Origin of the sequence: Neisseria sp. RH3002v2f (assembly GCF_014596375.1) — a bacterium.
GTDB classification, from domain to species: domain Bacteria; phylum Pseudomonadota; class Gammaproteobacteria; order Burkholderiales; family Neisseriaceae; genus Neisseria; species Neisseria cinerea.
This window is the reverse complement of sequence record NZ_MAYZ01000023.1, coordinates 48514-68899: the sequence shown is the minus strand read 5'-3', so window position 1 is coordinate 68899 and position 20386 is coordinate 48514. Positions and strand designations below refer to the sequence as shown.

30 protein-coding genes and 2 tRNA genes are annotated in these 20386 nt (G+C 46.2%); 19 read left to right on the top strand and 13 right to left on the bottom strand.

The genetic code is table 11. The annotated features are described in order from the left end of the window. Positions 1 to 23 precede the first annotated feature (23 nt). Positions 24 to 239 carry a helix-turn-helix transcriptional regulator gene (locus BBW69_RS07490; protein ID WP_223169978.1) on the bottom strand — a complete coding sequence of 72 codons (216 nt, stop codon included), beginning with the start codon at positions 237 to 239 and terminating at the stop codon, positions 24 to 26. A gap of 328 nt (positions 240 to 567) precedes the next feature. Here BBW69_RS07490 and BBW69_RS07480 point away from each other — a divergent pair, with 328 nt between their 5' ends. The 17 genes from BBW69_RS07480 (at position 568) to BBW69_RS07395 (ending at position 9422) form a co-directional block, all read left to right on the top strand. After that, entirely contained in the window at positions 568 to 1284 is a 717-nt protein-coding gene (locus tag BBW69_RS07480) for a helix-turn-helix transcriptional regulator (RefSeq protein ID WP_188210985.1), read from the top strand. Between the two features lie 83 nt (positions 1285 to 1367). Further along, positions 1368 to 1805 (top strand): hypothetical protein, encoded by a 438-nt coding sequence (locus BBW69_RS07475; RefSeq protein ID WP_188210910.1) that lies wholly within the window; start codon positions 1368 to 1370, stop codon positions 1803 to 1805. A 16-nt stretch (positions 1806 to 1821) separates the two neighbouring features. Further along, positions 1822 to 2283: a helix-turn-helix transcriptional regulator gene (locus BBW69_RS07470; RefSeq protein ID WP_188210984.1), complete on the top strand. Its 462-nt coding sequence runs from the start codon at positions 1822 to 1824 to the stop codon at positions 2281 to 2283. After that, positions 2280 to 2693 (top strand): hypothetical protein, encoded by a 414-nt coding sequence (locus BBW69_RS07465; RefSeq protein ID WP_188210909.1) that lies wholly within the window; start codon positions 2280 to 2282, stop codon positions 2691 to 2693. The genes BBW69_RS07470 and BBW69_RS07465 overlap by 4 nt, the downstream gene beginning before the upstream one ends. A 212-nt stretch (positions 2694 to 2905) precedes the next feature. Continuing rightward, positions 2906 to 3106 carry a hypothetical protein gene (locus tag BBW69_RS07460; protein ID WP_107859846.1) on the top strand — a complete coding sequence of 67 codons (201 nt, stop codon included), beginning with the start codon at positions 2906 to 2908 and terminating at the stop codon, positions 3104 to 3106. 142 nt (positions 3107 to 3248) lie between these two features. Then, positions 3249 to 3572: a hypothetical protein gene (locus BBW69_RS07455; protein WP_188210908.1), complete on the top strand. Its 324-nt coding sequence runs from the start codon at positions 3249 to 3251 to the stop codon at positions 3570 to 3572. A gap of 130 nt (positions 3573 to 3702) precedes the next feature. Beyond that, entirely contained in the window at positions 3703 to 3990 is a 288-nt protein-coding gene (locus tag BBW69_RS07450) for an NGO1622 family putative holin (RefSeq protein ID WP_188210907.1), read from the top strand. Then, positions 3987 to 4625 carry a translocation protein TolB precursor gene (locus BBW69_RS07445; RefSeq protein WP_188210906.1) on the top strand — a complete coding sequence of 213 codons (639 nt, stop codon included), beginning with the start codon at positions 3987 to 3989 and terminating at the stop codon, positions 4623 to 4625. The genes BBW69_RS07450 and BBW69_RS07445 overlap by 4 nt, the downstream gene beginning before the upstream one ends. 11 nt (positions 4626 to 4636) lie before the next feature. Then, the gene (gene bet / locus BBW69_RS07440; protein WP_188210905.1) at positions 4637 to 5482 is read left to right on the top strand and encodes a phage recombination protein Bet; all 846 of its coding nucleotides are present in this window, start codon (positions 4637 to 4639) and stop codon (positions 5480 to 5482) included. A 9-nt stretch (positions 5483 to 5491) separates the two neighbouring features. Continuing rightward, on the top strand, positions 5492 to 5734 hold the full coding sequence (locus BBW69_RS07435; protein WP_188210904.1) for a hypothetical protein: 243 nt from the start codon (positions 5492 to 5494) through the stop codon (positions 5732 to 5734). A 224-nt stretch (positions 5735 to 5958) separates the two neighbouring features. Next, complete coding sequence (locus BBW69_RS07425; protein ID WP_188210903.1) at positions 5959 to 6264, top strand: hypothetical protein; 306 nt, start codon at positions 5959 to 5961, stop codon at positions 6262 to 6264. 60 nt (positions 6265 to 6324) lie between these two features. Further along, positions 6325 to 6645 (top strand): hypothetical protein, encoded by a 321-nt coding sequence (locus tag BBW69_RS07420; RefSeq protein WP_188210902.1) that lies wholly within the window; start codon positions 6325 to 6327, stop codon positions 6643 to 6645. A 14-nt stretch (positions 6646 to 6659) separates the two neighbouring features. Next, positions 6660 to 6923 (top strand): pyocin activator PrtN family protein, encoded by a 264-nt coding sequence (locus tag BBW69_RS07415; protein WP_111726676.1) that lies wholly within the window; start codon positions 6660 to 6662, stop codon positions 6921 to 6923. Positions 6924 to 7032: 109 nt separating this feature from the next. After that, the gene (locus BBW69_RS07410; RefSeq protein WP_188210901.1) at positions 7033 to 7431 is read left to right on the top strand and encodes a hypothetical protein; all 399 of its coding nucleotides are present in this window, start codon (positions 7033 to 7035) and stop codon (positions 7429 to 7431) included. Positions 7432 to 7499: 68 nt separating this feature from the next. Continuing rightward, on the top strand, positions 7500 to 8492 hold the full coding sequence (locus tag BBW69_RS07405) for a hypothetical protein (RefSeq protein ID WP_188210900.1): 993 nt from the start codon (positions 7500 to 7502) through the stop codon (positions 8490 to 8492). Positions 8493 to 8525: 33 nt separating this feature from the next. Then, positions 8526 to 9011, top strand: a complete 486-nt coding sequence (locus BBW69_RS07400) for a class I SAM-dependent methyltransferase (protein WP_223169975.1) — start codon at positions 8526 to 8528, stop codon at positions 9009 to 9011. A 201-nt stretch (positions 9012 to 9212) separates the two neighbouring features. Next, positions 9213 to 9422, top strand: a complete 210-nt coding sequence (locus tag BBW69_RS07395) for a lactate dehydrogenase (protein ID WP_188210899.1) — start codon at positions 9213 to 9215, stop codon at positions 9420 to 9422. Between the two features lie 90 nt (positions 9423 to 9512). Here the strand turns inward: BBW69_RS07395 and BBW69_RS07390 are convergent, their stop codons facing one another. The 6 genes from BBW69_RS07390 to dut form a co-directional block, all read right to left on the bottom strand. Continuing rightward, on the bottom strand, positions 9513 to 10709 hold the full coding sequence (locus tag BBW69_RS07390) for an integrase arm-type DNA-binding domain-containing protein (RefSeq protein ID WP_188210898.1): 1197 nt from the start codon (positions 10707 to 10709) through the stop codon (positions 9513 to 9515). Positions 10710 to 10900: 191 nt separating this feature from the next. Next, positions 10901 to 10990 (bottom strand) — tRNA-Ser (locus BBW69_RS07385). Positions 10991 to 11065: 75 nt separating this feature from the next. After that, positions 11066 to 11156, bottom strand: a tRNA-Ser gene (locus BBW69_RS07380). An 80-nt stretch (positions 11157 to 11236) separates the two neighbouring features. Continuing rightward, positions 11237 to 12016 (bottom strand): peroxide stress protein YaaA, encoded by a 780-nt coding sequence (gene yaaA / locus BBW69_RS07375; RefSeq protein WP_188210897.1) that lies wholly within the window; start codon positions 12014 to 12016, stop codon positions 11237 to 11239. A gap of 155 nt (positions 12017 to 12171) precedes the next feature. Continuing rightward, entirely contained in the window at positions 12172 to 13359 is a 1188-nt protein-coding gene (dapC, locus tag BBW69_RS07370; RefSeq protein WP_188210896.1) for a succinyldiaminopimelate transaminase, read from the bottom strand. 77 nt (positions 13360 to 13436) lie between these two features. Next, positions 13437 to 13889, bottom strand: a complete 453-nt coding sequence (gene dut, locus BBW69_RS07365) for a dUTP diphosphatase (protein ID WP_188210895.1) — start codon at positions 13887 to 13889, stop codon at positions 13437 to 13439. Positions 13890 to 14367: 478 nt separating this feature from the next. On the opposite strand from dut, the gene BBW69_RS07360 reads away from it, so the two are divergent. Both BBW69_RS07360 and BBW69_RS07355 read left to right on the top strand, forming a co-directional pair. Next, positions 14368 to 15078, top strand: coding sequence for an AzlC family ABC transporter permease (locus tag BBW69_RS07360; RefSeq protein WP_188210894.1), 711 nt, complete (start codon positions 14368 to 14370; stop codon positions 15076 to 15078). Then, on the top strand, positions 15075 to 15383 hold the full coding sequence (locus BBW69_RS07355; RefSeq protein WP_188210893.1) for an AzlD family protein: 309 nt from the start codon (positions 15075 to 15077) through the stop codon (positions 15381 to 15383). Before BBW69_RS07360 ends, BBW69_RS07355 begins: the two co-directional genes overlap by 4 nt. 68 nt (positions 15384 to 15451) lie before the next feature. Here BBW69_RS07355 and BBW69_RS07350 read toward each other — a convergent pair whose 3' ends face one another. The 6 genes from BBW69_RS07350 to dnaB all read right to left on the bottom strand — a co-directional run bounded on the left by BBW69_RS07350 (position 15452) and on the right by dnaB (position 20274). Beyond that, a complete protein-coding gene (locus BBW69_RS07350; RefSeq protein ID WP_188210982.1) occupies positions 15452 to 15925 on the bottom strand; it encodes a PilX family type IV pilin in 474 nt (157 codons plus the stop codon). Positions 15926 to 15933: 8 nt separating this feature from the next. Beyond that, a complete protein-coding gene (locus BBW69_RS07345; RefSeq protein ID WP_188210892.1) occupies positions 15934 to 16509 on the bottom strand; it encodes a PilX N-terminal domain-containing pilus assembly protein in 576 nt (191 codons plus the stop codon). Beyond that, positions 16488 to 17414 (bottom strand): PilW family protein, encoded by a 927-nt coding sequence (locus BBW69_RS07340; protein WP_188210891.1) that lies wholly within the window; start codon positions 17412 to 17414, stop codon positions 16488 to 16490. The genes BBW69_RS07345 and BBW69_RS07340 overlap by 22 nt, the downstream gene beginning before the upstream one ends. After that, positions 17411 to 18019 carry a type IV pilus modification protein PilV gene (pilV, locus tag BBW69_RS07335; RefSeq protein ID WP_188210890.1) on the bottom strand — a complete coding sequence of 203 codons (609 nt, stop codon included), beginning with the start codon at positions 18017 to 18019 and terminating at the stop codon, positions 17411 to 17413. Before pilV ends, BBW69_RS07340 begins: the two co-directional genes overlap by 4 nt. Positions 18020 to 18042: 23 nt before the next feature. Next, positions 18043 to 18711 (bottom strand): Tfp pilus assembly protein FimT/FimU, encoded by a 669-nt coding sequence (locus tag BBW69_RS07330; protein WP_188210981.1) that lies wholly within the window; start codon positions 18709 to 18711, stop codon positions 18043 to 18045. A gap of 156 nt (positions 18712 to 18867) precedes the next feature. Then, positions 18868 to 20274: a replicative DNA helicase gene (gene dnaB / locus BBW69_RS07325; protein WP_188210889.1), complete on the bottom strand. Its 1407-nt coding sequence runs from the start codon at positions 20272 to 20274 to the stop codon at positions 18868 to 18870. Positions 20275 to 20386 lie beyond the last annotated feature (112 nt).

Sequence of the window (20386 nt, the reverse complement as noted above, 5' to 3'; positions counted from 1 at the left end):
GCCCGTCATCCCCGACGGGCTTTTTATTTGGGACAAACCCTGAACTCCGAAATTAATTCAGAAATAGAAACCTTATTCTTTGTCAACAACATAACGTCTTTATAAAGACGCTTTGGCGTTACTGCCCGTCCGTTTTCTATCTGCCATAGAAAAGACAGGGATAAGCCAAGTTTTTTAGCGTATTCCGTTTTTGCACCACGCTGTTCTGACAGCGTTTTAATAAATTCTGAATGAGTCATTCTGTGGTCTCATTGTAAACATTTAACAAGTTTAGCAAACATTAAACGCACAGGCAAGAATATTTAATATTTGTTTGTTTAGCAAAAACTAAATAAAATTAAATCCCAATCTGAATGGAGCGCGAAAATGACTAATAGCGAGCTGAAGGCAATCCGTATCGATAATTTGAAAAGATTCTTTGAAAATAAAACGTTGCCAGTTAAAGACAAAAGCCTTTTATCTCAATTGATGAGCGGTAAAGCATCTTTTGGGGAGAAAGTAAGTAGGCGGCTTGAAGAAGAATATGGAATGGGAGATCTGTACTTAGACTCTATTCCGCACGAACCAATGAAAATGCACGAGACAACTGACAGACTTTTTGAGATAGCCAAAGAGCAGGGAGTTTTAAAGCCGGCCGACATAGCAGAGCGTCTGAATATCAGCCAGCAGGTTTTGAAAAACTGGGAAAGTCGTGGCATAGCGGCAAAGGCGCTGCCTGAAGTAGCAAAAGCATTCGGTGTATCTGAAACATGGCTGAGAACAGGTGAAGGCAGCAGAACAGCGCCCGTCCTTATTGACCCAAACCTACCCCACGAAGTCAAAGACATCCACCGCCCGATGACGTGGAGCAGCAACGACCCACTGCCCGACGATGATTATGTTTTCGTCCCCTACCTCAAAGAGAGCTGCTTCAAAGGCGGAGTAGGCACGTATGAAATCCCCGATTACAACGGCTACCGCCTGCCGTTCGGCAAATCCACGCTTAAACGCAAAGGCATCAATCCCGACAACGTGTTTTGCTGCACCCTGACCGGCGACAGCATGGAGGAGAAAATCGCAGAAGACGCGGCAATCGCCGTAGATACGGGCGAAACCACTATACGGGACGGTAAAATATATGCTTTCGCGCAAGACGGGATGTTCCGCGTCAAATACCTGATACGGCAGCCCGGCAACAACGTGCTGATACGCAGCCACAACAGTAGTTTCTATTCTGACGAAACCGCCCCTTTAGACAGCCTGACCGTTATAGGTAGGGTATTTTGGTGGAGCGTGCTGGATTAAAATACTTGAACAACTGATTTATTACCGCATATTGCGCGGTATAACTAAAAAGATATAATATATAATATATAAAAAGGGCACTCATGGAGCTGACCGTCCACTTTAACGCCGAGCAGGATTTAGACCGCCTCTTTGAAAAAGACGAAGAAGCGGTCGCTTATCTCGATACCGTCATTGAGATGATTCAGGCGGACTCTGCTATTTTTGATGGCTTATACGGAAACAGATACTTCAGAGAATATGGCGAACCCATAGGCCCGATTGACTTGGAAGTGAAACCCATATTGTCATTATGGGAAAAAGACATCAAAGTTTTGCGCGTCCGATTTGACAGCGAAGAAGCCGCCGGATACAGAATAATTTACGCACCATGCCATGAAAAACAGCCAAACGGCACGTATATCCGCCGCATAGATATATTGGCTGTTGTAAACAAGAAGACAGACGAATTTGACTATCAGGCAGAACACCCAATCACAAAACGGATTATCAAAGACTATGAAGAACTGTACTCCAACTAACGGCACATGGTTCAAAATGGGTGCAACACTCACTATTGCCGTGGCCGCCTGCACAGTATCAACACCTACATCCGCCACCCCCATCACCCACGTAAACTGCCTGCGGATAAACGGGCAGATTAAATGCATCAAACCGATAAGCCCCAACACTACCCCTGCCGTAGAGCATATTGAGCATGTGCGGAAAAATCCGCGCCGCAAAGCAGCGATGGACAGGGCGGCAGCAAGAATTGCCGATAAAATAGCCCTCAAAGCAGGTGGGGAAACATTTGTCAGCATGAGGATGAAAAAGAGATTTACCCAATCTGAATTAGCAACCGCCGCAGGATTGCCTCAACCCTATCTGTCCCGCATCGAAAACAGCAAACAATCCCTGCAAGATAAGACTGTACAAAAATTGGCAAACGCATTAGGCGTTTCCCCGCTTGAAGTTCGCGCAGCGTTCGAACGGCAGTACGAATATATGGAGCAGGCATGATTCACTTAAATGTCCACTATTGCGATGAAATTATCCGCCATGCGGAAAATGACAAATACAGTCTGATAGGTATATTCCCCGACATATGCCATATTCCGACACCGCAGGCCATTCTAGGCCGCCTGTGCCTGTCTGTTTCATTTTCTGCCGAAGGCATGGATATACAGACTATGAAAACCGGTCAAATTTTTCTGGAAATCGTCCGCAACGATGATGTAATCTCGGCACTTGAGATTCCATCATATGACGGCAGTAATACAGAAGAAAACGTGTCATTCATGCTACACCAAACAATCAGCGGACTACCCGTTTCAGACAACGACCGCATTTATGTAAGAATGAAAACACACAACCATATTCTCTCCGAGAGCCGTCCTTTGTCTTTTTCTTGGCTTCCTTACCACTCATAACAATACCGAACCGCCCTAGGGCGGTTTTCTTTTTCATGATACACCGCCATTCGGGCGGTTTTTTTGTGCCTGCGAAATCTCAAAAATAAATTCTTTTTAAAATCAAAATGTTCAGTATTTATTAAATAATCACTAAACATTTCACTTGACTAGATGTTAAGTGTTTACTAAACTACACCCATCGAAACAAACAACGACTCAAAGGAAACAAGATGAACGAATTAATCAGCAAAATAAATCGGCTTGGCGCGAAAGAAAAGAATGAGCAAAGCCTTTTATTGAAAGTTGGTGAAATCTGCCGCGACGCAGCAGCGACATTTACCACTAGGAAAAGCGAAAGCATCAGCTACACCGCCTTTACTTTCACAGTGAAAAAAGACGGCTTAAAAGAAAAAGTAATGATTGTTTTGTAAAGAGAACAAACCGCCCGAAAGCTATATCTGCCAAGACGGGGATAGCACAAAGCGATGAAGTATCGAACTTCAAAGTGGGGCAACGGCACGGCGAAACAGTGAATGCTACGGGCGGTTTTCTCAAACAAAAAGGATGAAGTAAATGGGCATTATCGGTTACAGCAGCCCCGATTGGGGAATGGAAAGATATTACGCACAAGCAAACATAAAGCAGCTTTTGGACGATTGGAAAGAGGAAAACCGAAGCCTGCACGAATCTGAGTTGCTTGAGATTGCCAAGAAATCGGCACGGGAATTTATAAGAGATGCTGATGGAGAGCCTTATAAGCAGGAGGATTGGGAAACCTATCTCTTAGAAGATGCCCGTAGTGTCGATAAAGATACAGAGGCAGCGATGAGCTACGCGATAGATGATAGAGACTGGTTCACCCGGGCGGAATATATAGACAGTTTGGCTAATGCCTGATAGCAGCCGCGCCGTTAGTCGGAGAGTGGGCGCGGCGGCGGTTTTGCTGATTTTGCCGCCTATAACCCCGACAGCGCACGGTCTGCCCCATCCTTAGCAGGCGCGGTGCGCACCACACGGAGATATGAAGATGAAGATGATGAATGAAGCAGCATTTGCCGTAATCGCGGGGACGGCAATCGCGGTGGCGACAATTGCAGCGGCTTTTGCCTGCGGTGCAAATACCGGCAGCAAGGCAGCAGAGCTTAAACACGACGAAATTACCGCCATGAGGCTGGAAGCGGCGAAGAAACAGGCAGAGCTTGAAGAGTTGAACGCACTTATCAGCCTGGAGGAACGTCAGCGACTGGCTGAGGAAGAAGCCGATTACCACCGATGGGTACACGGCGATGCGGAAGTGCCGGAGGGGAAAGAATGAAAATCCGGTGTTCATCTATTGCCGACATCATCGGCAAGCCAAAAACCAAAGGCGAAGCCATAACGGAAACCGCCAAATCGAAACTGATTGAAATGGCGAAGCGCGAACTATTCGGCTTCGAGGCTTTCGAGGGAAACGCCTTTACTGAAAAGGGCGACCTGATGGAAGAGACCGCCATCAAATACAGCGGCTTGGTTCGCGGCAAGGAGTACAAAAAAAACATCGAGCGGCGCGTCAACGATTGGCTGACTGGTGAATGTGATGTTTACGATTCAGACGACCGCCTGATTGTTGACACAAAGTGTTCATGGGACATCGGCACGCATCCATTCTTCCACGACGAAGCCGAAAAGAAAGCCGTCAAAGCCGGTTACGACTGGCAAATGCAAGGCTACATGTGGCTGTTCGATTGCGACCGCGCCGATATTGATTTTTGGCTGTTGCCCACGCCCGAAGATTTGCTGAAACCGTGGGAAGACCGTGAGAAATACATCGAGCTTGTGGAAGACATCCCGATTGAGAAGCGCATCACGACCGTAACCGTCATGCGCGATGACGAAAAAATCGACCTAATCAAAGAGCGTGTAACAGCCTGCCAAGCCTATTACGAAACACTTTTAAACCAATACAGATAAGGAATTTAAAAATGAGTATCGCACAAAATCAAGCAGTAGCCCTTGCCAAACAGTTCAACATCCAAGGCGACCCGCAAGAGTTGGTTCAAACGCTCAAAGCCACCGCCTTTAAAGGCAATGCGACAGATGCGCAATTCAACGCCCTGATGATTGTATCGACGCAATACGGCTTGAACCCATTCACAAGAGAGATTTACGCGTTTCCCGATAAAAACAACGGCATCACGCCTGTCGTGGGCGTTGACGGCTGGGCAAGAATCATCAACAGCCATCCGCAATTCGACGGCATGGAGTTTGCTGCCGACGCGGAAAGCTGCACCTGCAAAATCTACCGCAAAGATCGCAACCATCCGACAACCGTAACCGAGTATCTGGAAGAGTGCCGACGCAATACACAACCTTGGAACAGCCACCCGCGCCGTATGCTACGCCATAAGGCAATGATTCAAGCCGCACGGCTGGCGTTCGGTTTCGGCGGCATCTACGACGAGGACGAGGCGCAGCGTATCCAAACAACCGAAACGCACAAGGAGGCAAAGGCAGACCCCGAACAAGACAGGCTGGTTGCCGAAGGCGAAGCGGCGGCAAACAAAGGCATCGAAGAATACAAAAAATGGTTTTCAGAAATCGGCGCGGCAGGCCGTCTGAAGCTGGGCAGCGAAAATCACGAACGGTTTAAACAAATCGCGGCAAACACCATCGAAGCCGAAAATGTAGAAACATCAAAGCCCGCACCGACTGAAGAACAGTTCGCGGCATTGATAGAAGCGGTATCTACCGGCATGAAAGAAGTTGCCGAAGTCTTGGAAGCGTACGCGCTGACCGAAGAACAGGCGGCGGAAATCAACGCCCTGTAAGGAGTCGCCATGTTCGCAGTCTTTGGAAAATGTCGTCTCGAAGAAGAAAAACAGCGGCGGCTTGTTTACAACAAAGATGATTCGACGTGGTACGAAGACCGGCGCAAATGGAAGCGGCTGAGCAACAGTCGCTATCAAATAAGCCCTGAGTATTCAGCCATTGAGACCGCCGAAGAGTTTATCAGGCTGTCTAGCGGCAATCCCGACATCCACATTGTAGGAATCAGGCAGGCGCAGGAAGTGAACGGGTGAACCGTTTGGAAGCCTGTCAAAACAGTTTTAAAAGGAAGCAAAAATGCTGAATAAAGTAATCCTGATTGGACGAATGGGCAAAGACCCTGAGGTTCGCTATATGCCAAATCCTGACCCATCCAAGCGCAGACGGATTATGTGCCTACTTCTATGTGCAGTCAGTAAACCAAAAAAAGCCGCATGACCGCAAAGAATACACCATACAGATTAAATAGGAGATTGAAATGATTACAGCAGAGCAAGCGCGTGAATTGAATCCGAAAGGACGCATTGAAGAGTACAAGACTTTCCTTGAAAAAAGAATACGAGAAGCAGCTTTAAATGGGGAGGATTTTGTTCTCATCCGCGAAGCACCTTATTCAAGCTGGCTTTACAACGAGCAGAAGTTAGATGACAGGGTCGCCGTAGAAGTTTTGAAAGAATTACGTCAGAACGGATTTTCTGTAAATTATTTTCAGTATGATGGTTCGCAATTCTCAGACTATGGAATAGAAATATCTTGGGGCGGAAATGCGCAGACGGCTGAATAACTACCAATGCGACAGACGGCGGAAATACCGCCTAATGAAGATTAGAAAGGCAGGAAGAAGATGAAAAAAACTATATTAGCGGCATCACTTTTAAGCATCATCGGATGCTCAGAAGTAGAAAATTTAAATGATAAATTATCTATTCAGGAAATCTGCATAAAAAGAGAAGCAATCAAAGAAAGACGGGAAGATTATAAAAACGTCTTTTTACAATGCATGAATAGCCCAAAACGTCTGCAAACTGCTACCGATGATGAAGCGGATGTTGTTACAGAATGTAGAATCACTTCGTCTGCCTTATACGATGTTGATTATAAAGAAGATGAATTTATGAAAAAAACAGACATTTATTATCGAGATTGTTTAAAACTCAGACAATAAAAAGGACCGAGAAAATGTCAAAAATGCCAACAGAAACCAGATTAATGCTGATCCACGGCAATACCCACATCCCCCTGGAGACCGTGGCAAAAGAATATTTGAACCTCAGCCCCGAAGTGGCACGCAGAAAAGCAAGTGCACAAAGCTTGCCGTGGCCGGTAATCTCAGCAGATGGAAACAAAAAAAGCCCCAAATTTGTAAGCGTATCAGCCTTAGCTGAATGGCTCGACCAAATCGAAAGCAAGGCGAAAGACGAATGGGCAAGGGTACGAAATTAAAATGCCAATTATGCGGGGAAAGCAGAGTCATGGGGATTCGATCTTAGACGAGTTGCGTGATGTGCTTGATAAAAAAGCAGTAACTTTTAAACGATTTTAGGAGTAAAAAATGCAAGTAGAAGTTTATAAACCAACTAAATTGGATATTCATTCCGTAAGAATAGAAGTTGAATTGCATGATGATGTTTCAGAAAATTTGCCAAAACATTTATTTAATGATGATGGCGAACTTGATTTATTAATCGAAGTTGATACAGGAAAAGTTGTATCTTGGCAAGGAGATGAGCCAGTAGTAATACATGACAATATCTACAATAACGGCATATACACCTTGTTTGACAAATCTGGGAATGTGGTAGGAAAGATTGATAATTATTATGTCCCTTATGATTTAATTCCGGGCAAAAAAGGAGAATATATCAATCTCGATATTAGTGCGGACGGCGTTGTTACAAACTGGCCTGATACGCCTAATGTTTACGAGTTTTTCCCTGAAAAAGACGACTAATCCCCACAGGCAGGCAGCCAAACGCCCAAGCCGTTGAGAGGACGGCATCAAAAAAACGAGAAAACAAAATGCAAACAGTAGCAACAAAACCGACGGCAAGCCAAATACTTGCCGCCAAGCGAGCGACGAAGAAATCAACGCAGCAAGAACGCGCCCTGAAACGCGCGGGAACAGTAAAAAACGTTGACCGAAACCGCCTATCCACCTCATCAAAAGCGCAAAAAGAAAATATCGACGTGATGTTGTCAGGCGAGAAAGTATCAGAAGACGAAGCCCTGACGTGCAGCATTATGATGTGGCTGTCCCTGCAAGATATGCGCTACGCCTGCAATCAGGAGCTAATCAACTTCGCCGAACATATCATCAGGCAGGTTCAACGTCTTAGCCTGTACTGCAACACTGACGACCCAGCAAACGAGAAAAGCGTGCTGTTTGCCTGCCGTGAAGCGTCGCAGGCTGTCGAAAAATGGACTAAGGATTTTGACAATTTAAGCCCGAATCAGCGGCAACTCGTGCTGCGTCCATTGCAAAATCTGTTCGCTGCGTATGAAGAGTTTTTGAGAGATGCGCCTGCACGACTAATAGCCGAAGTATCGACATACTCATTGGCCGTCAGAGTTGCCAAGAAATCCATGACGTTTTTAGAACTTGATGGCGGTTTGATTTCGGCAATTGATAAAGTCATCAACGGCGCGGATTCACGTGCGGAAGCCCGCCGTCTGAAAATGCCCTATGCCGAATTTACAGACCGAATCCTACACGCTGCAAACCTGCTTTACGATGTGGGTGTTCAAGCGGATAAGGAGCTTTCGGCGATGTACGGCAAGCCGCTGAATCCCGTGCGTCCCCAACGAATAAGCGACGTACGACAGCCTATGATGAAAATGCTTGCAGCAAACAAAGGCGGCGCGTTGGTTCAAGCCGTCAAGGACTCAGAAGACATCATCCGACATTGCGACAACGGCACCGGCTTCAGCTGCTTTAATTGGACGAAACATTTTAAACGGGCGGCGAACCTGATCGGATTAATGAAACAGGAAGATTTATTATTAAAGGCTTAATAGCCGTAATCATGATTTTTAAGTGGAATAAAAATGAAAGTACTGGATCCATGTTGCGGTAGTCGCATGATGTATTTTGACAAGCAAGACCAACGAGTTTTATTTGGAGACATAAGGGAAGAACAGCATTACCTTAAAGACCGCGATTCAATTCGGCACTTAGAGATAAAGCCGAATATCAAAATGGACTTTACAAAACTGCCATTTGATGATGAGAGTTTCCGTCTTGTAGTTTTCGACCCGCCGCATTTGGTGCGTGCAGGAAAAAATTCGTGGTTGGCCAAGAAGTACGGGAAGCTTGGTGAAGATTGGCGGAATGATATAAAAAAGGGATTTTACGAATGTTTCCGAGTATTGGAGGATGGTGGAATATTAATTTTTAAATGGAACGAAAATCAAATATCAGTCAAAGAAATTCTATCTTTGACTAACCAAAAACCAATTTTTGGGCATACAACCAGAAAGCACAAGGCAAATCAAACAGCAACACATTGGTTTACATTTATGAAAGAAGTTTAAAAATGAACGAATGGAAGAAATCATCTCAGCTATGGCGTGATTGCCGCCGACATCATCAACCACGAATTGAAAACAGACTTTGACATATTCTTCCCGCTGGAAAGCTTGTTGCAATATAAAAAAATCGTGAAGAAGAAATAAGCAGACAAACGACAGAGCCGTAAAACGGCGCAAGATTAAACCGAACAGGAGAGTAAAAAAATGAACATCAACGAACTGGGCACAAGGATAGACCGCCCGACCATCCGCGAACTGATTGCCTACGCAACCTGCCGTAACCGCCCCATTTCAAACTCGACACTGCTGCGTATGGAAAAAGACGGACGGATACCGTGCCGTCTGAAAACCCCGCTCACATCCCCCGTATGGGACACCCGCGAAGTTTTGGAAGCCCTGGGGTTACAGCAATAAAAAAAAACGCCCGATTAGGGCGTTTTCGCATAATACGAAAATGGCTTTTTTATTTGCGTCTTCGCATTATGCAAAAATGCGCACAAAAAATCATTTTTCATTGTTGACAAGTCTCAAAATATCATTCCCCCACCGCTCCAATGCGTCTTTCCGCTCATCCCAAAGCTCCGAGCGGTTGTAAGCCGTTTGCGTTCTCGTCCCCAACGAATGGGCAAGCAGCTTTTCCGCCACATCATTATCCACCTTCAGAACCTCGCGCAAATAAGTACGCGCAAGCGAGCGCAAACCGTGCGCCGTCGTATCCAGCCCCGCCCGCTGCATCGCCACGCGCGGACTTTCCTTATTGATATGCCCTTGAAAATTCACACTTTCAAACACAAACCGCCCGTTCACATTCAACGCCCGCGCCTGATCCAACACCCACTGCATCGCCTGCGACAGCGGCACATCATGCCCCCGCCGCTCCTTTTTCCGTTCGGCGGGGATACGCCAAACCTCCCCGTCCAACTCCGACCACTCCATCAACGCTGCCTCCTGAATCCGCGTCATTGTCAACAGCAGCCAATAGATACAAAGCCGCGTTACAGGATGGATACGCACCCTGCCCGTATAAACCGCAAATTCATTGCGCTGCTCCAAAAAATCAATCAGGCGCGGCAATTCAGACGGACTCAACGCCGCCATATTCCCCGTTTTCGCCCGTTCAAACACACCCGAACCGATTTGCGCGACAGGGTTGATTTCCATCATTCCCGAACCGACCGCAAACGCAAACACCATCTTTAGACTGTTTTTCGTTTTGCGCAACGTATCAACGATACCGCGTGCCTCCATCACACGCAAGCAGCCGACCACATCCGCCGTCCTTACTTGACGAATATCAAGATTGCCGATAGCCGGAAAAACCCACCGTTCAAAATTTCGCATAACCTGTCCGGCATACTTTTCAGACCGCCCCTTCGACCAACGCACAAACCAATCACGCGCCACCTTCTCAAAAGCAAAATCCGCCCGCACTTTCTTATTGACGACATTTTCCCCGTGCGCCCGTTTTCGGCGCACCTCCTCCCGCCATTCCCGCGCATCGGCCAGCGAGAAATCAGGATACCGCCCCAGAGAAATTGTCTGCTGCCTTCCATCCTGCACAAACGACAGCTTCCAACTCCGCCCGCCCGTCGGGTAGACCCATAAAGCCAGCCCGCCGCCGTCCGACAACTTATACAGCTTATCGCGCGGCTTCGCATTTTTAACCTGATTTGCCGACAGCGGCGTAATGATTTTCGCCATTATGGTAATTTCCCACTTATCCAAAAATTACCATATACATTACCATAAAAAAAATGCAATAAGAAGATGCCGTAAGATTGCAAATGATTTACTTTGACGCGTTTTGATAGGGCAAACCGATGATTTTTATATAGTAATTGACACAACTTGAACAAAAAAGAACCGCCCTGAATCAGGGCGGTTATGTTTTCTGGCGGAAACGGTGGGATTCGAACCCACGGAGGATTTGCACCCTCAGCGGATTTCGAGTCCGCTGCATTCAGCCTCTCTGCCACGTTTCCGATAATGCAGCAAAACCAAATAAAAATACAATATTTGCTACTATTGCATTCTTATTTGGTTCTACTCTCAAGAGATGGCGGAAGCGGTGAGATTCGAACTCACGGAGGGCTATCAACCCTCGACGGTTTTCAAGACCGTTGCATTAAACCGCTCTGCCACGCTTCCGTTTTCTTGAAGCTAGAATAATAATAAAGTTCGTATACTTTGCCAAGTGTTTTTTTCAAAAAATACCTACTTTTTTGTTTTTACTTGATTTGTTCCGACCTCATAAATACCCATTCGTTTTCATTTGAGGCGGCTGCATTAAATGCATAACCTTCATAATTAAAACACTTCAGCATTTCAGGGTCAGTAATATGATGCTCGGCCGCATAGCGCACCATTAATCCGCGTGCGCGCTTGGCATAGAAACTGATGATTTTATATTTACCGTTTTTCTCATCTTTAAATATCGGTGTAATCAGCTGTGCCCGAAGTTTTTTTATATTGACGGACTTGAAATATTCCTGTGAGGCAAGGTTAATAAGCGTATTGCTGCCTGCTTGGGCAAGCGTGTCATTTAAAAGGTTTGTAATGATGTCTCCCCAAAACTCATACAGGTTCTTCCCGCGCGAATTGGCGAAGGGAGTTCCCATTTCCAGGCGGTAGGGCTGCATCAGGTCCAGTGGACGCAGAAGACCATACAACCCCGAAAGCAGACGGACATGGTTTTGCAGATATTGTATTTGATCGGTATTCAATGTGTTTGCATCCATACCTTCGTAAACATCACCGTTGAACATAAAGACTGCCTGTTTGGCGTTTTCCGGCGTAAACGGGATGTGCCACGCTGCATTTCTTTCGGCGTTTAAGAGTGCGATTTTGTCTGAAACGTGCATCAACTCTGCAATTTGTTGAGGGGCAAGTTCCCTCAGTTGGCGCATCAGGATTTCAGATTCTGCCAAAAGATCGGGTTGGGTATATTCGCGAACGGGGGATGGGTCTTTTTCATTAAGGTTTTTCGCAGGGGAAAGGACAAAAAACATAATCTGCTCGGTATAGTGTCAAACGTCGGAATTTTAGATTTAAAAGCATCCTCAGGCAAGCCAATTAATTGTGATGTAAATACCGTTATAATAAATACATCTTAATAGTATTAAAAAATGCCATCAGGAAAAGTCCGGACGGCATTTTTTATTCTTTACCGATATAGGGAAACAATGGTTTCCGCAGCTTTGACACAACTTGCAACATCTGCAACCAAGGCAATACGGACATAACCTTCTCCGGGATTCCCCTGCTCGGTATCCCGCGCCAAGAAACGCCCCGGCAAAACCTGAATGGCGGCTTCTTGCCATAATTTTCGCGCAAATGCCAAATCGTCGCCATCCGGAACCCTCAACCAAATATAAAACGAGGCATCCGGTAATTTGACGTCAAATACCTGTTGCAGGATAGGAATAACCCGTTCAAACTTTTCTTGATACAGGCGGCGGTTGTCAATAACGTGTTGTTCGTCATTCCAGGCGGCAATACTGGCACGCTGCACGGGAATGCTCATTGCGCTGCCGTGATAAGTTCGGTAAAGCAAGAAATTTTTAAGTAATCCCGCATCTCCCGCAACAAATCCGGAACGCAAACCGGGTACGTTGGAACGTTTCGAAAGACTGGTAAACATAACCAGTTTTTCCCGACCCCGTTTCAATTGCGCTGCGGCTTGCAGACATCCTAAAGGTTTGTTGCCGTTAAAATAGATTTCTGAATAACATTCGTCTGATGCAATGATGAAGCCGTATTTATCCTGCAGATCGAAAATTTCTTTCCAATCGTCCAAATTCAGCACACTCCCGCTGGGGTTGTTGGGTGAACAAACAAATACCATCTTGGTGCGGTGCCAAATTTCTTCGGGAACGCTGCCCCAGTCCGGATTAAAAGACGGTGCGGGACAGTTAGCAAAATGAATTTCCCCGCCGCCCAAAACTGCCGCGCCTTCGTAAATTTGATAAAAAGGGTTCGGGCTGACGATGACGGGTTTCATGCCGTCCGAACTGGGATTCAATACGGTTTGGACAAAAGAAAACAGGGCTTCCCTACTGCCTAAAACCGGCAAAATTTCATTATCCGCATCCACCGTCAAACCATCGTAACGGCGTTTCAACCAGTTTGCACACGCCTGACGCAATTCAGGCAAACCGGCCGTCAGCGGATATTTTTCCAACTCGTGCAGTGAGGCGGTCAACGCATCAGTAATGACTTGCGGTGTCGGGTGTTTGGGCTCGCCGATGTGAAGGGGGACGGCTTCCAGACCTTCGGGAGCGGAAATGTCCTGCATCGCTTCACGCAGTCGGGCAAAGGGATATGGTTTGAGTTGATTGAGTAAGGTATTCATAATGTTCTCCGATTACCGGCATATTGGGAAGATATGCCGTCTGAACCTGACGGCACCCATCAGACGACATTTTATATTCAATGCAAACCCGTACTGCCGAAACCGCCTTCTCCCCGGCTGCTTCCGACAAATTCTTCGACACGTTTGAAACGCGCCTGCACAACCGGCACGACAACCATCTGCGCGATACGCTCAAACGGCTTGACGGCAAACGGTTCACTACCCCTGTTCCATAACGACACCTTCAATTCCCCTTGATAATCGGAGTCAATCAAACCGACCAAGTTACCCAAGACAATACCGTGTTTATGCCCCAATCCGGAACGGGGCAGCAAAACGGCGGCATATGCAGGATTGGCCAAATAAATTGCCAAACCTGTCGGTACAAGAAACGTTTCACCCGGCTGCAAGACAACTTCCTCATCCAAACAGGCGCGCAAGTCCAAACCGGCAGAACCCGCTGTCGCATAGGTAGGGACAAAATCCGCCATCCGTTCGTCCAATACTTTCATTTCTACTTCAATATTCATTGCCTTACTCCCGCATACGGTCGGTCTGTCTAAAGATGGTGGATTATACACAAGCCGTGTTTACACTGAAACACAGCAAATAGGTTTTGTTTTGAAATACTCCGTCTGTGTATAATGCCCGACCTTAGACCGTCTCTTAAAAATGTGCATTGTTACAGCTCAAACACGCTGGCGTTCAAAATTTGAAATCGAATTACTTGGCTTGTAATATCCTGTTATAACAAATTTTATAATATGAAATTCTTAAAAGACAATCGTGATATCATTTTGGTTTTAGTCTTTACGATAGGTATAAATTTCTTCCCCAATACTGAATATAACCCAACAGGAACGGGGCAATATTGGTATATTGATGATCCTTTGCATACATATGCAAAAACTATTTTGCCTAGTATCATGGTTATCTGTCTCATTTATAACAGGTGGAGAAAAAAGTAATTCCATTAAGAGTTCTTACAGCCCCCTATTACATATCAATATGACACACATAAGCTCGCCCCGTAACGAATTTATACGTGGCATAAAAGAAAGCTCACCCATACTTATCGGACTTCTGCCTTGGGCATTAATACTCGGTATACAGGGCGGGCAAAAAGGCATGAGTTGGCTGGAGATGTTGCTGATGACCGGTATGAACTTTGCCGGAGGCTCCGAATTTGCAACGGTCAACCTGTGGGCGGAACCTCTGCCGATACTGCTTATCGCCACCATAACCTTCATGATTAATTCGCGACATATCCTGATGGGGGCGGCACTTGCCCCGCACATGAAAGAAATACCGCTAAAAAAAGCCGTACCCGCACTGTTTTTTATGTGCGATGAAAGCTGGGCTATGGCATTCTCCGAAATCCAAAAACGGAAAGCAGCCGGCTTGCCTGCATTCAATATGCCTTTTTATATGGGCGTATGCTTTATCCTCTACATTACTTGGATAGGGTTTGCCACTTTCGGCGCGGCAGTAGGACCTATGTTCGGCAATGTGGCCGCTTGGGGATTCGGCATGGCGTTTCCTGCCGTATTTCTGGTTTTATTGAGAGGGATGTGGAAAAGTTTTTCCGCATCAAGACCTTGGTTTGTCAGCCTGTTTGTTGCATCTGCCGTTTACCTAACCGTTGACAGCGCGTGGTATGTTCCTGCCGGCACACTATCCGGCCTGTTGTCCGCTTATTTTTGGAGTGGGCGGAAATGAAAGATTTATTGTCGTTCCAGTCATTCCTATTGTTTTCCTGTATGCTTGCCGTCACCTACTCTACCCGACTGATCGGCTTTTTTGCACTGCGTAACCGAACCTTAAGCCGCCGCGCCCAAACCATTATGGAAGCCGCGCCGGGCTGCGTCCTCATTTCCGTTATTGCCCCCTATTTTGTATCCGACAAGCCGCACGAACTTATTGCCATCGCATTAACCGCCTTGGCAGCCTGCCGCTTTTCTATGTTGGTTACCGTATTGATAGGGGTCGTATCATCAGGCATCTTGGGATGGTTGATGGCATAATTCATTTCAAAATACCCATAAAAATGCCGTCTGAAAATTAATTTTCAGACGGCATCGGCAAAACAGCCCTATTTTTTACGGTTAGAGAAAACCTCACAACCGGCATCCGCAGACAAGGTTTCCAAATGAGCCCGGGCAGAAGCGGCATCACGGCATTTGTATCCGTCGCCCACGCTGTTCACCCATACCGACAAGGTATAACCCGTCCCTGCCTTTGGAACACCGACCAACCTGTATGCCCTTGATTTTGCCGCATCGACAAACTCCCCCGAAACACTATATTTTTCGGCAATTTTCGGATTCATCTTATAGGCCGGTGCAAACTTTTTCAGTTCCGTATCAAGTTTCTGATTACTTTCCCCGGGATTTTTCAAAATAATCTGCTTGAAAGCATTGTTGATACTGACCATCTCTGTATAAAGCTGGGATTGGTAACCCCTCTCGATATAATCTTGATATGAAGGTATGGCAATGACACTGATGATACCGAGTATGGCCACGACAATCATCAGCTCAACCAATGTAAACCCGTTTTGCTTCATTTTCTTACTCATTCATTACTCACATAAGACTGAAGGATAACCACGGTATTAGAGTTTTTTCCCCACGCCTTAGCGGTAACGCGGTAAATATTCCGACTATTTTCTACACCCAGATACTCGATAATGTAACGCGGCATCTTACTGACACCCTCCACCCCTTTTCCATATTCCTTTCCTTGGTCGATACAGAGGTTTGCCGAATCATTAGGGCAAAAACGCTTCCATGCTTCAACCTTAGGATTGCCTTCAACCGTAATATTACCGAATTTTTCCTTAGAATCGGTAGTCGTCCGCACATCCGGAGCAGCGCACAACCCATCCGTGCAATTCTCACTGAATGTAACTTCTTTCTCCTCTAAATCCAAAACATGAAGCTCACCATCCCTCAACGCGGCTTCTGCTAAAGTCAATGCCAATTTCCTGTCCGAATCATTGGCACTTATCCTTTGCTCGGTATTGTAAGACTGGGCGGCAATAACAACCAGGAAAGCTACTACTATCATCACCATCAAAACGATGAACAGTGCAAACCCTTTCTGTCTGCAAGGGAGTGAAACTTTCATTAAAGTGTTCTGTTTGCGCATACATTCCCCCCGCGTATTGTTGCATTGATACGGTAAGCATAAACTTCATTGTCGGCAGAGGCAGCAAGCTTACCGCTATTCAACAAAATCTCAACCTCAGCAGGTGTAACTGCCGCCTGCGAAATATCAAATGTATCCGTATATTTGAACTTCTCTACTTTTCCATCACCCTCTACCTGAGGACAATCGGAAACATAAATATACCGTATATCCATTTTATTAATCTTTTTAACCAACAACTGAGGATTACCCCACTGCCCATTATCCTTCAATTGAAAACGGAACAAACCTTCCTCATTAGAAATCTTGCCGACCGCATAGGCATTAACCTCATGTTTTTGACGGGTGATATTTCCATTTTGTGTATTGTCCGTAATCTTTAATTCACTCTTTGCTTCCCCCAAGGTAGATATTTTCTTACCCGGTTTTGCTATTGCAGAACAACTGCTAACCACAACAGTCTCGGCACTCGCATCAAGATCATCAATACCGTACTGGAAAATCAATGCCTTTCCAGACTGACTAAAGCCCGGATATTTAATATCCGTGGATTCAGCAACGGGAATCAGTTTATCCAAATTACCCTTTTTCAAGGCAAAGAAGGGATTTTTCTCAGTTTTATCGGAAATAACGGCACTTGAAGGATTTACAGCCATATTAAAACAGCCGAAATTACCCGCCATTCTTGCATCGCGAACAATCAATGTTGCCGCATTACGCAAATCCTGCTGAGCAGAAAGACGCTCGCTTGCCGCATTATTTAATCTTCGGGATGTGAAGTAACTTGAACCGACTGCCATCAAAACAATCATACTGAGCAGGGCTGCGACCAGAAATTCAACAATGGTAAAACCTTTCATGCCACTATCACAACCATTTGGTATGACTAGTATTTTACGTTTCATTCCTGACCTCCGACCCTTGCCTGATAGGTATACACAATATTGTTACCATGGGTTTTCAGATTGGTAGAGTCAATGTCCGACTGTCCTTCCGAATCTTTTACCCACAATACCTTAATCAAGGTGTCTCCATTTGCTTTATTGTCACAATTTGAAGAAAAACCTTTGCCTGACAATGTCGGGGCGGCACCCAACGAATCCTTACAGACGGCATAATAAATATTGGCAGCATCCGGCAAGGCATTTTTCAGCTCATAACTAAATCTCTTCAATTGTGCCTCTGCCAACTGCTCCTTAGTTTTTATGGCATCAATCGTAAACTCACCATCATTGGCGGAGGAAACACCTTTCTTCATATAAAGCGTGTAGGCCTTTTTACCGCTATCCGAACCAATGGTCGGATTAATCAACATTCCTTCCATCAGGTTTTGGGTAATCTGGCTGACAATCGTTTGGGTTTCCGCTTCCCGAACAGAAGTAACCGTCCGCAACTGCACAGACAGCAACGCCAAAATACCGATGGTCAGAACGAACATGGCGACCAAGACTTCTATTAACGTCATACCCGACTGGGGATTTTTCAGACGGCAGCAATCATTATTATTCATATTCATTTTTAAAACTGAAACTGTTATTTATACTGGCACATAGTACGCTGATCACCCCTAGGGCAAACTTCGACCCTGCCACTGCTGTCAATCAAGACTACGGCCGAACGGAATTTCTTATCGGCATCTGAAACTGCTCTCGCATCTGTCAGAACAATTTGAATATAACCATCGGAATAAGAAAATCTGGATTTGCTTGTAAGATTCGGGTCGTTCGTATAACCGAACGTCCCGTTTTGATTGAATATCCAAACTACATGGTCTGCAGCCGGCTTGGCTTGACCGAAAGCGACATGGTTGAAGGTGTAATTAATCCGCTTATCCTTGATATCATCATTCAATACCACACTGCGGATGAAAACATCTTTTGTATCCCCTCCGTATGCCTTATCGCCATTCTTATCGCCGAAAGCCAACATTCCCTGCTCCTTCTTGCCGAAGTCACATTTATTGTTGGCCGTACCATCTTTTTTAACCTGAACAGGACAGATATAGACAGGGACATTGAGCCGGACCGCCTCTCCCCTTGAAAAACGCAAGAGATTGGCAATCTGCTCCGCCTGACTTGCAACGCGACGCGATGCAATCCATTGACTCATACTGGGGAAAGCTATCATTGCCATAATGGTTGCAATAACCATCACAATGAGCAGCTCTATCAGCGTGAAACCTTGTTGTCTTCGTATATACATAAGCAATAACACGTTAACCGGTAATGTATTTTTCAATTATCTGCCGTCTGAATACAAAATGTCTCAAGACTGCATCTTTTATTTTATTAGGGAAATCCCTGTAAGGATTCTAAACTATTTTACACGTCTTCGCCCAATAAATTTTCATTCGGGCATTCAATCCCCTATCCCTTCAATGTCGGGAATATAGGCAGCATTGTCGAATTTGGTAAACTGCCCCATCCATGTCAGGAAAACTTTTCCGACCGGGCCGTTACGGTGTTTGCCGATAATACATTCCGCTAAACCTTTCATCTTCGATTCCTGATTATAATATTCGTCACGGTACATAAACATAATCAGGTCGGCATCTTGCTCGATAGCACCGGATTCGCGGAGGTCGGACATCATCGGGCGTTTGTCAGTACGCGATTCGACCGTCCTGCTCAACTGAGACAAAGCGATGATAGGAACCTGCAATTCTTTCGCCAACGCTTTGAGCGATCGTGAAATTTCTCCCAATTCCGAAGCACGGTTGTCCGAACGCCCCGAACCCGACATCAGTTGCAGGTAGTCGATGACGATCAATCCCAATTTTCCGTTGAACTGACGTGCAAGACGGCGGGCACGGGCGCGCAGTTCGAGCGCAGTCAAGCCCGGTGTCTCATCGATATACATAGGTGCATCGGAAAGCTTGACGACGGCCTCGTTCAACCGTCCCCAATGTTCGTCCGCCAACCTGCCTGTTTTTAAAATACTCTGATCAAGCCGTCCGACGGAACCGAGCATACGCATAACCAACTGCGCACCGCCCATCTCCATCGAGAAAACGGCAACCGGCAGCTTGCCTTCGATGGCGACATGTTCGGCAATATTGATGGAAAAGGCGGTTTTACCCATAGAAGGACGGCCGGCGACAATAATCAAATCTCCCGGCTGTAGGCCCGAGGTTTTTTTATCGAGGTCGATAAAGCCTGTTGACACGCCGGTAACTTCATCCGGGTTATCGCGCGAATAAAGCATATCGATGCGCTCGACCACTTCTTTCAAAAGCGCAGGCATCTCGAGAAATCCCTGCTTGGATTTAGCCGTGCTTTCTGCAATTTGGAATACTTTGTTTTCCGCCTCATCCAAAAGCTGACCTGCATCCCTGCCTTGCGGATTGTAGGCGCTGCGGGCGATTTCCGTTCCCACTTCGGCAAGTTGGCGCATAATGGAACGCTCGCGCACGATTTCGGCATAGCGCCGGATGTTGGCGGCAGACGGAGTATTTTGCGCTAGGGAAATCAGATATTCGAACCCCCCTGCTGCTTCCAGCTCTTCGTTCCGCTGCAAATCTTCCTGAACCGTGATGACATCGGCAGGACGGCTCTCATTGATCAGTTTGGCAATGGATCGGAAAATCAGGCGGTGTTCATGCCGGTAAAAATCCTCTCCCGAAACCACATCGGCAATCCTGTCCCATGCCGGATTTTCCAGCATCAAACCGCCCAAAACAGACTGCTCCGCCTCCATTGAGTGCGGCGGAAGCGACAATGAGCCGATTCCTCCGTCTTCAGACGGCATGGCTGTGTAATCGTTCATGGTACATCCTATCTATTGTGCCGAAATTGCAATCTTCTATTATAGCGTAAAGCAGGTTCAATTGGTTTCCGCACCGCAAAACAGGTAGAATACACGCGCTGCCGAGTTATTT

Coding starts and splice junctions, on each gene's coding strand:
- BBW69_RS07490 (WP_223169978.1), bottom strand. CDS start 239: ATGACTCATTCAGAATTTATTAAAACGCTGTCAGAACAGCGTGGTGCA.
- BBW69_RS07480 (WP_188210985.1), top strand. CDS start 568: ATGAAAATGCACGAGACAACTGACAGACTTTTTGAGATAGCCAAAGAG.
- BBW69_RS07475 (WP_188210910.1), top strand. CDS start 1,368: ATGGAGCTGACCGTCCACTTTAACGCCGAGCAGGATTTAGACCGCCTC.
- BBW69_RS07470 (WP_188210984.1), top strand. CDS start 1,822: ATGGGTGCAACACTCACTATTGCCGTGGCCGCCTGCACAGTATCAACA.
- BBW69_RS07465 (WP_188210909.1), top strand. CDS start 2,280: ATGATTCACTTAAATGTCCACTATTGCGATGAAATTATCCGCCATGCG.
- BBW69_RS07460 (WP_107859846.1), top strand. CDS start 2,906: ATGAACGAATTAATCAGCAAAATAAATCGGCTTGGCGCGAAAGAAAAG.
- BBW69_RS07455 (WP_188210908.1), top strand. CDS start 3,249: ATGGGCATTATCGGTTACAGCAGCCCCGATTGGGGAATGGAAAGATAT.
- BBW69_RS07450 (WP_188210907.1), top strand. CDS start 3,703: ATGAAGATGATGAATGAAGCAGCATTTGCCGTAATCGCGGGGACGGCA.
- BBW69_RS07445 (WP_188210906.1), top strand. CDS start 3,987: ATGAAAATCCGGTGTTCATCTATTGCCGACATCATCGGCAAGCCAAAA.
- bet (WP_188210905.1), top strand. CDS start 4,637: ATGAGTATCGCACAAAATCAAGCAGTAGCCCTTGCCAAACAGTTCAAC.
- BBW69_RS07435 (WP_188210904.1), top strand. CDS start 5,492: ATGTTCGCAGTCTTTGGAAAATGTCGTCTCGAAGAAGAAAAACAGCGG.
- BBW69_RS07425 (WP_188210903.1), top strand. CDS start 5,959: ATGATTACAGCAGAGCAAGCGCGTGAATTGAATCCGAAAGGACGCATT.
- BBW69_RS07420 (WP_188210902.1), top strand. CDS start 6,325: ATGAAAAAAACTATATTAGCGGCATCACTTTTAAGCATCATCGGATGC.
- BBW69_RS07415 (WP_111726676.1), top strand. CDS start 6,660: ATGTCAAAAATGCCAACAGAAACCAGATTAATGCTGATCCACGGCAAT.
- BBW69_RS07410 (WP_188210901.1), top strand. CDS start 7,033: ATGCAAGTAGAAGTTTATAAACCAACTAAATTGGATATTCATTCCGTA.
- BBW69_RS07405 (WP_188210900.1), top strand. CDS start 7,500: ATGCAAACAGTAGCAACAAAACCGACGGCAAGCCAAATACTTGCCGCC.
- BBW69_RS07400 (WP_223169975.1), top strand. CDS start 8,526: ATGAAAGTACTGGATCCATGTTGCGGTAGTCGCATGATGTATTTTGAC.
- BBW69_RS07395 (WP_188210899.1), top strand. CDS start 9,213: ATGAACATCAACGAACTGGGCACAAGGATAGACCGCCCGACCATCCGC.
- BBW69_RS07390 (WP_188210898.1), bottom strand. CDS start 10,709: ATGGCGAAAATCATTACGCCGCTGTCGGCAAATCAGGTTAAAAATGCG.
- yaaA (WP_188210897.1), bottom strand. CDS start 12,016: ATGTTTTTTGTCCTTTCCCCTGCGAAAAACCTTAATGAAAAAGACCCA.
- dapC (WP_188210896.1), bottom strand. CDS start 13,359: ATGAATACCTTACTCAATCAACTCAAACCATATCCCTTTGCCCGACTG.
- dut (WP_188210895.1), bottom strand. CDS start 13,889: ATGAATATTGAAGTAGAAATGAAAGTATTGGACGAACGGATGGCGGAT.
- BBW69_RS07360 (WP_188210894.1), top strand. CDS start 14,368: ATGACACACATAAGCTCGCCCCGTAACGAATTTATACGTGGCATAAAA.
- BBW69_RS07355 (WP_188210893.1), top strand. CDS start 15,075: ATGAAAGATTTATTGTCGTTCCAGTCATTCCTATTGTTTTCCTGTATG.
- BBW69_RS07350 (WP_188210982.1), bottom strand. CDS start 15,925: ATGAAGCAAAACGGGTTTACATTGGTTGAGCTGATGATTGTCGTGGCC.
- BBW69_RS07345 (WP_188210892.1), bottom strand. CDS start 16,509: ATGCGCAAACAGAACACTTTAATGAAAGTTTCACTCCCTTGCAGACAG.
- BBW69_RS07340 (WP_188210891.1), bottom strand. CDS start 17,414: ATGAAACGTAAAATACTAGTCATACCAAATGGTTGTGATAGTGGCATG.
- pilV (WP_188210890.1), bottom strand. CDS start 18,019: ATGAATAATAATGATTGCTGCCGTCTGAAAAATCCCCAGTCGGGTATG.
- BBW69_RS07330 (WP_188210981.1), bottom strand. CDS start 18,711: ATGTATATACGAAGACAACAAGGTTTCACGCTGATAGAGCTGCTCATT.
- dnaB (WP_188210889.1), bottom strand. CDS start 20,274: ATGAACGATTACACAGCCATGCCGTCTGAAGACGGAGGAATCGGCTCA.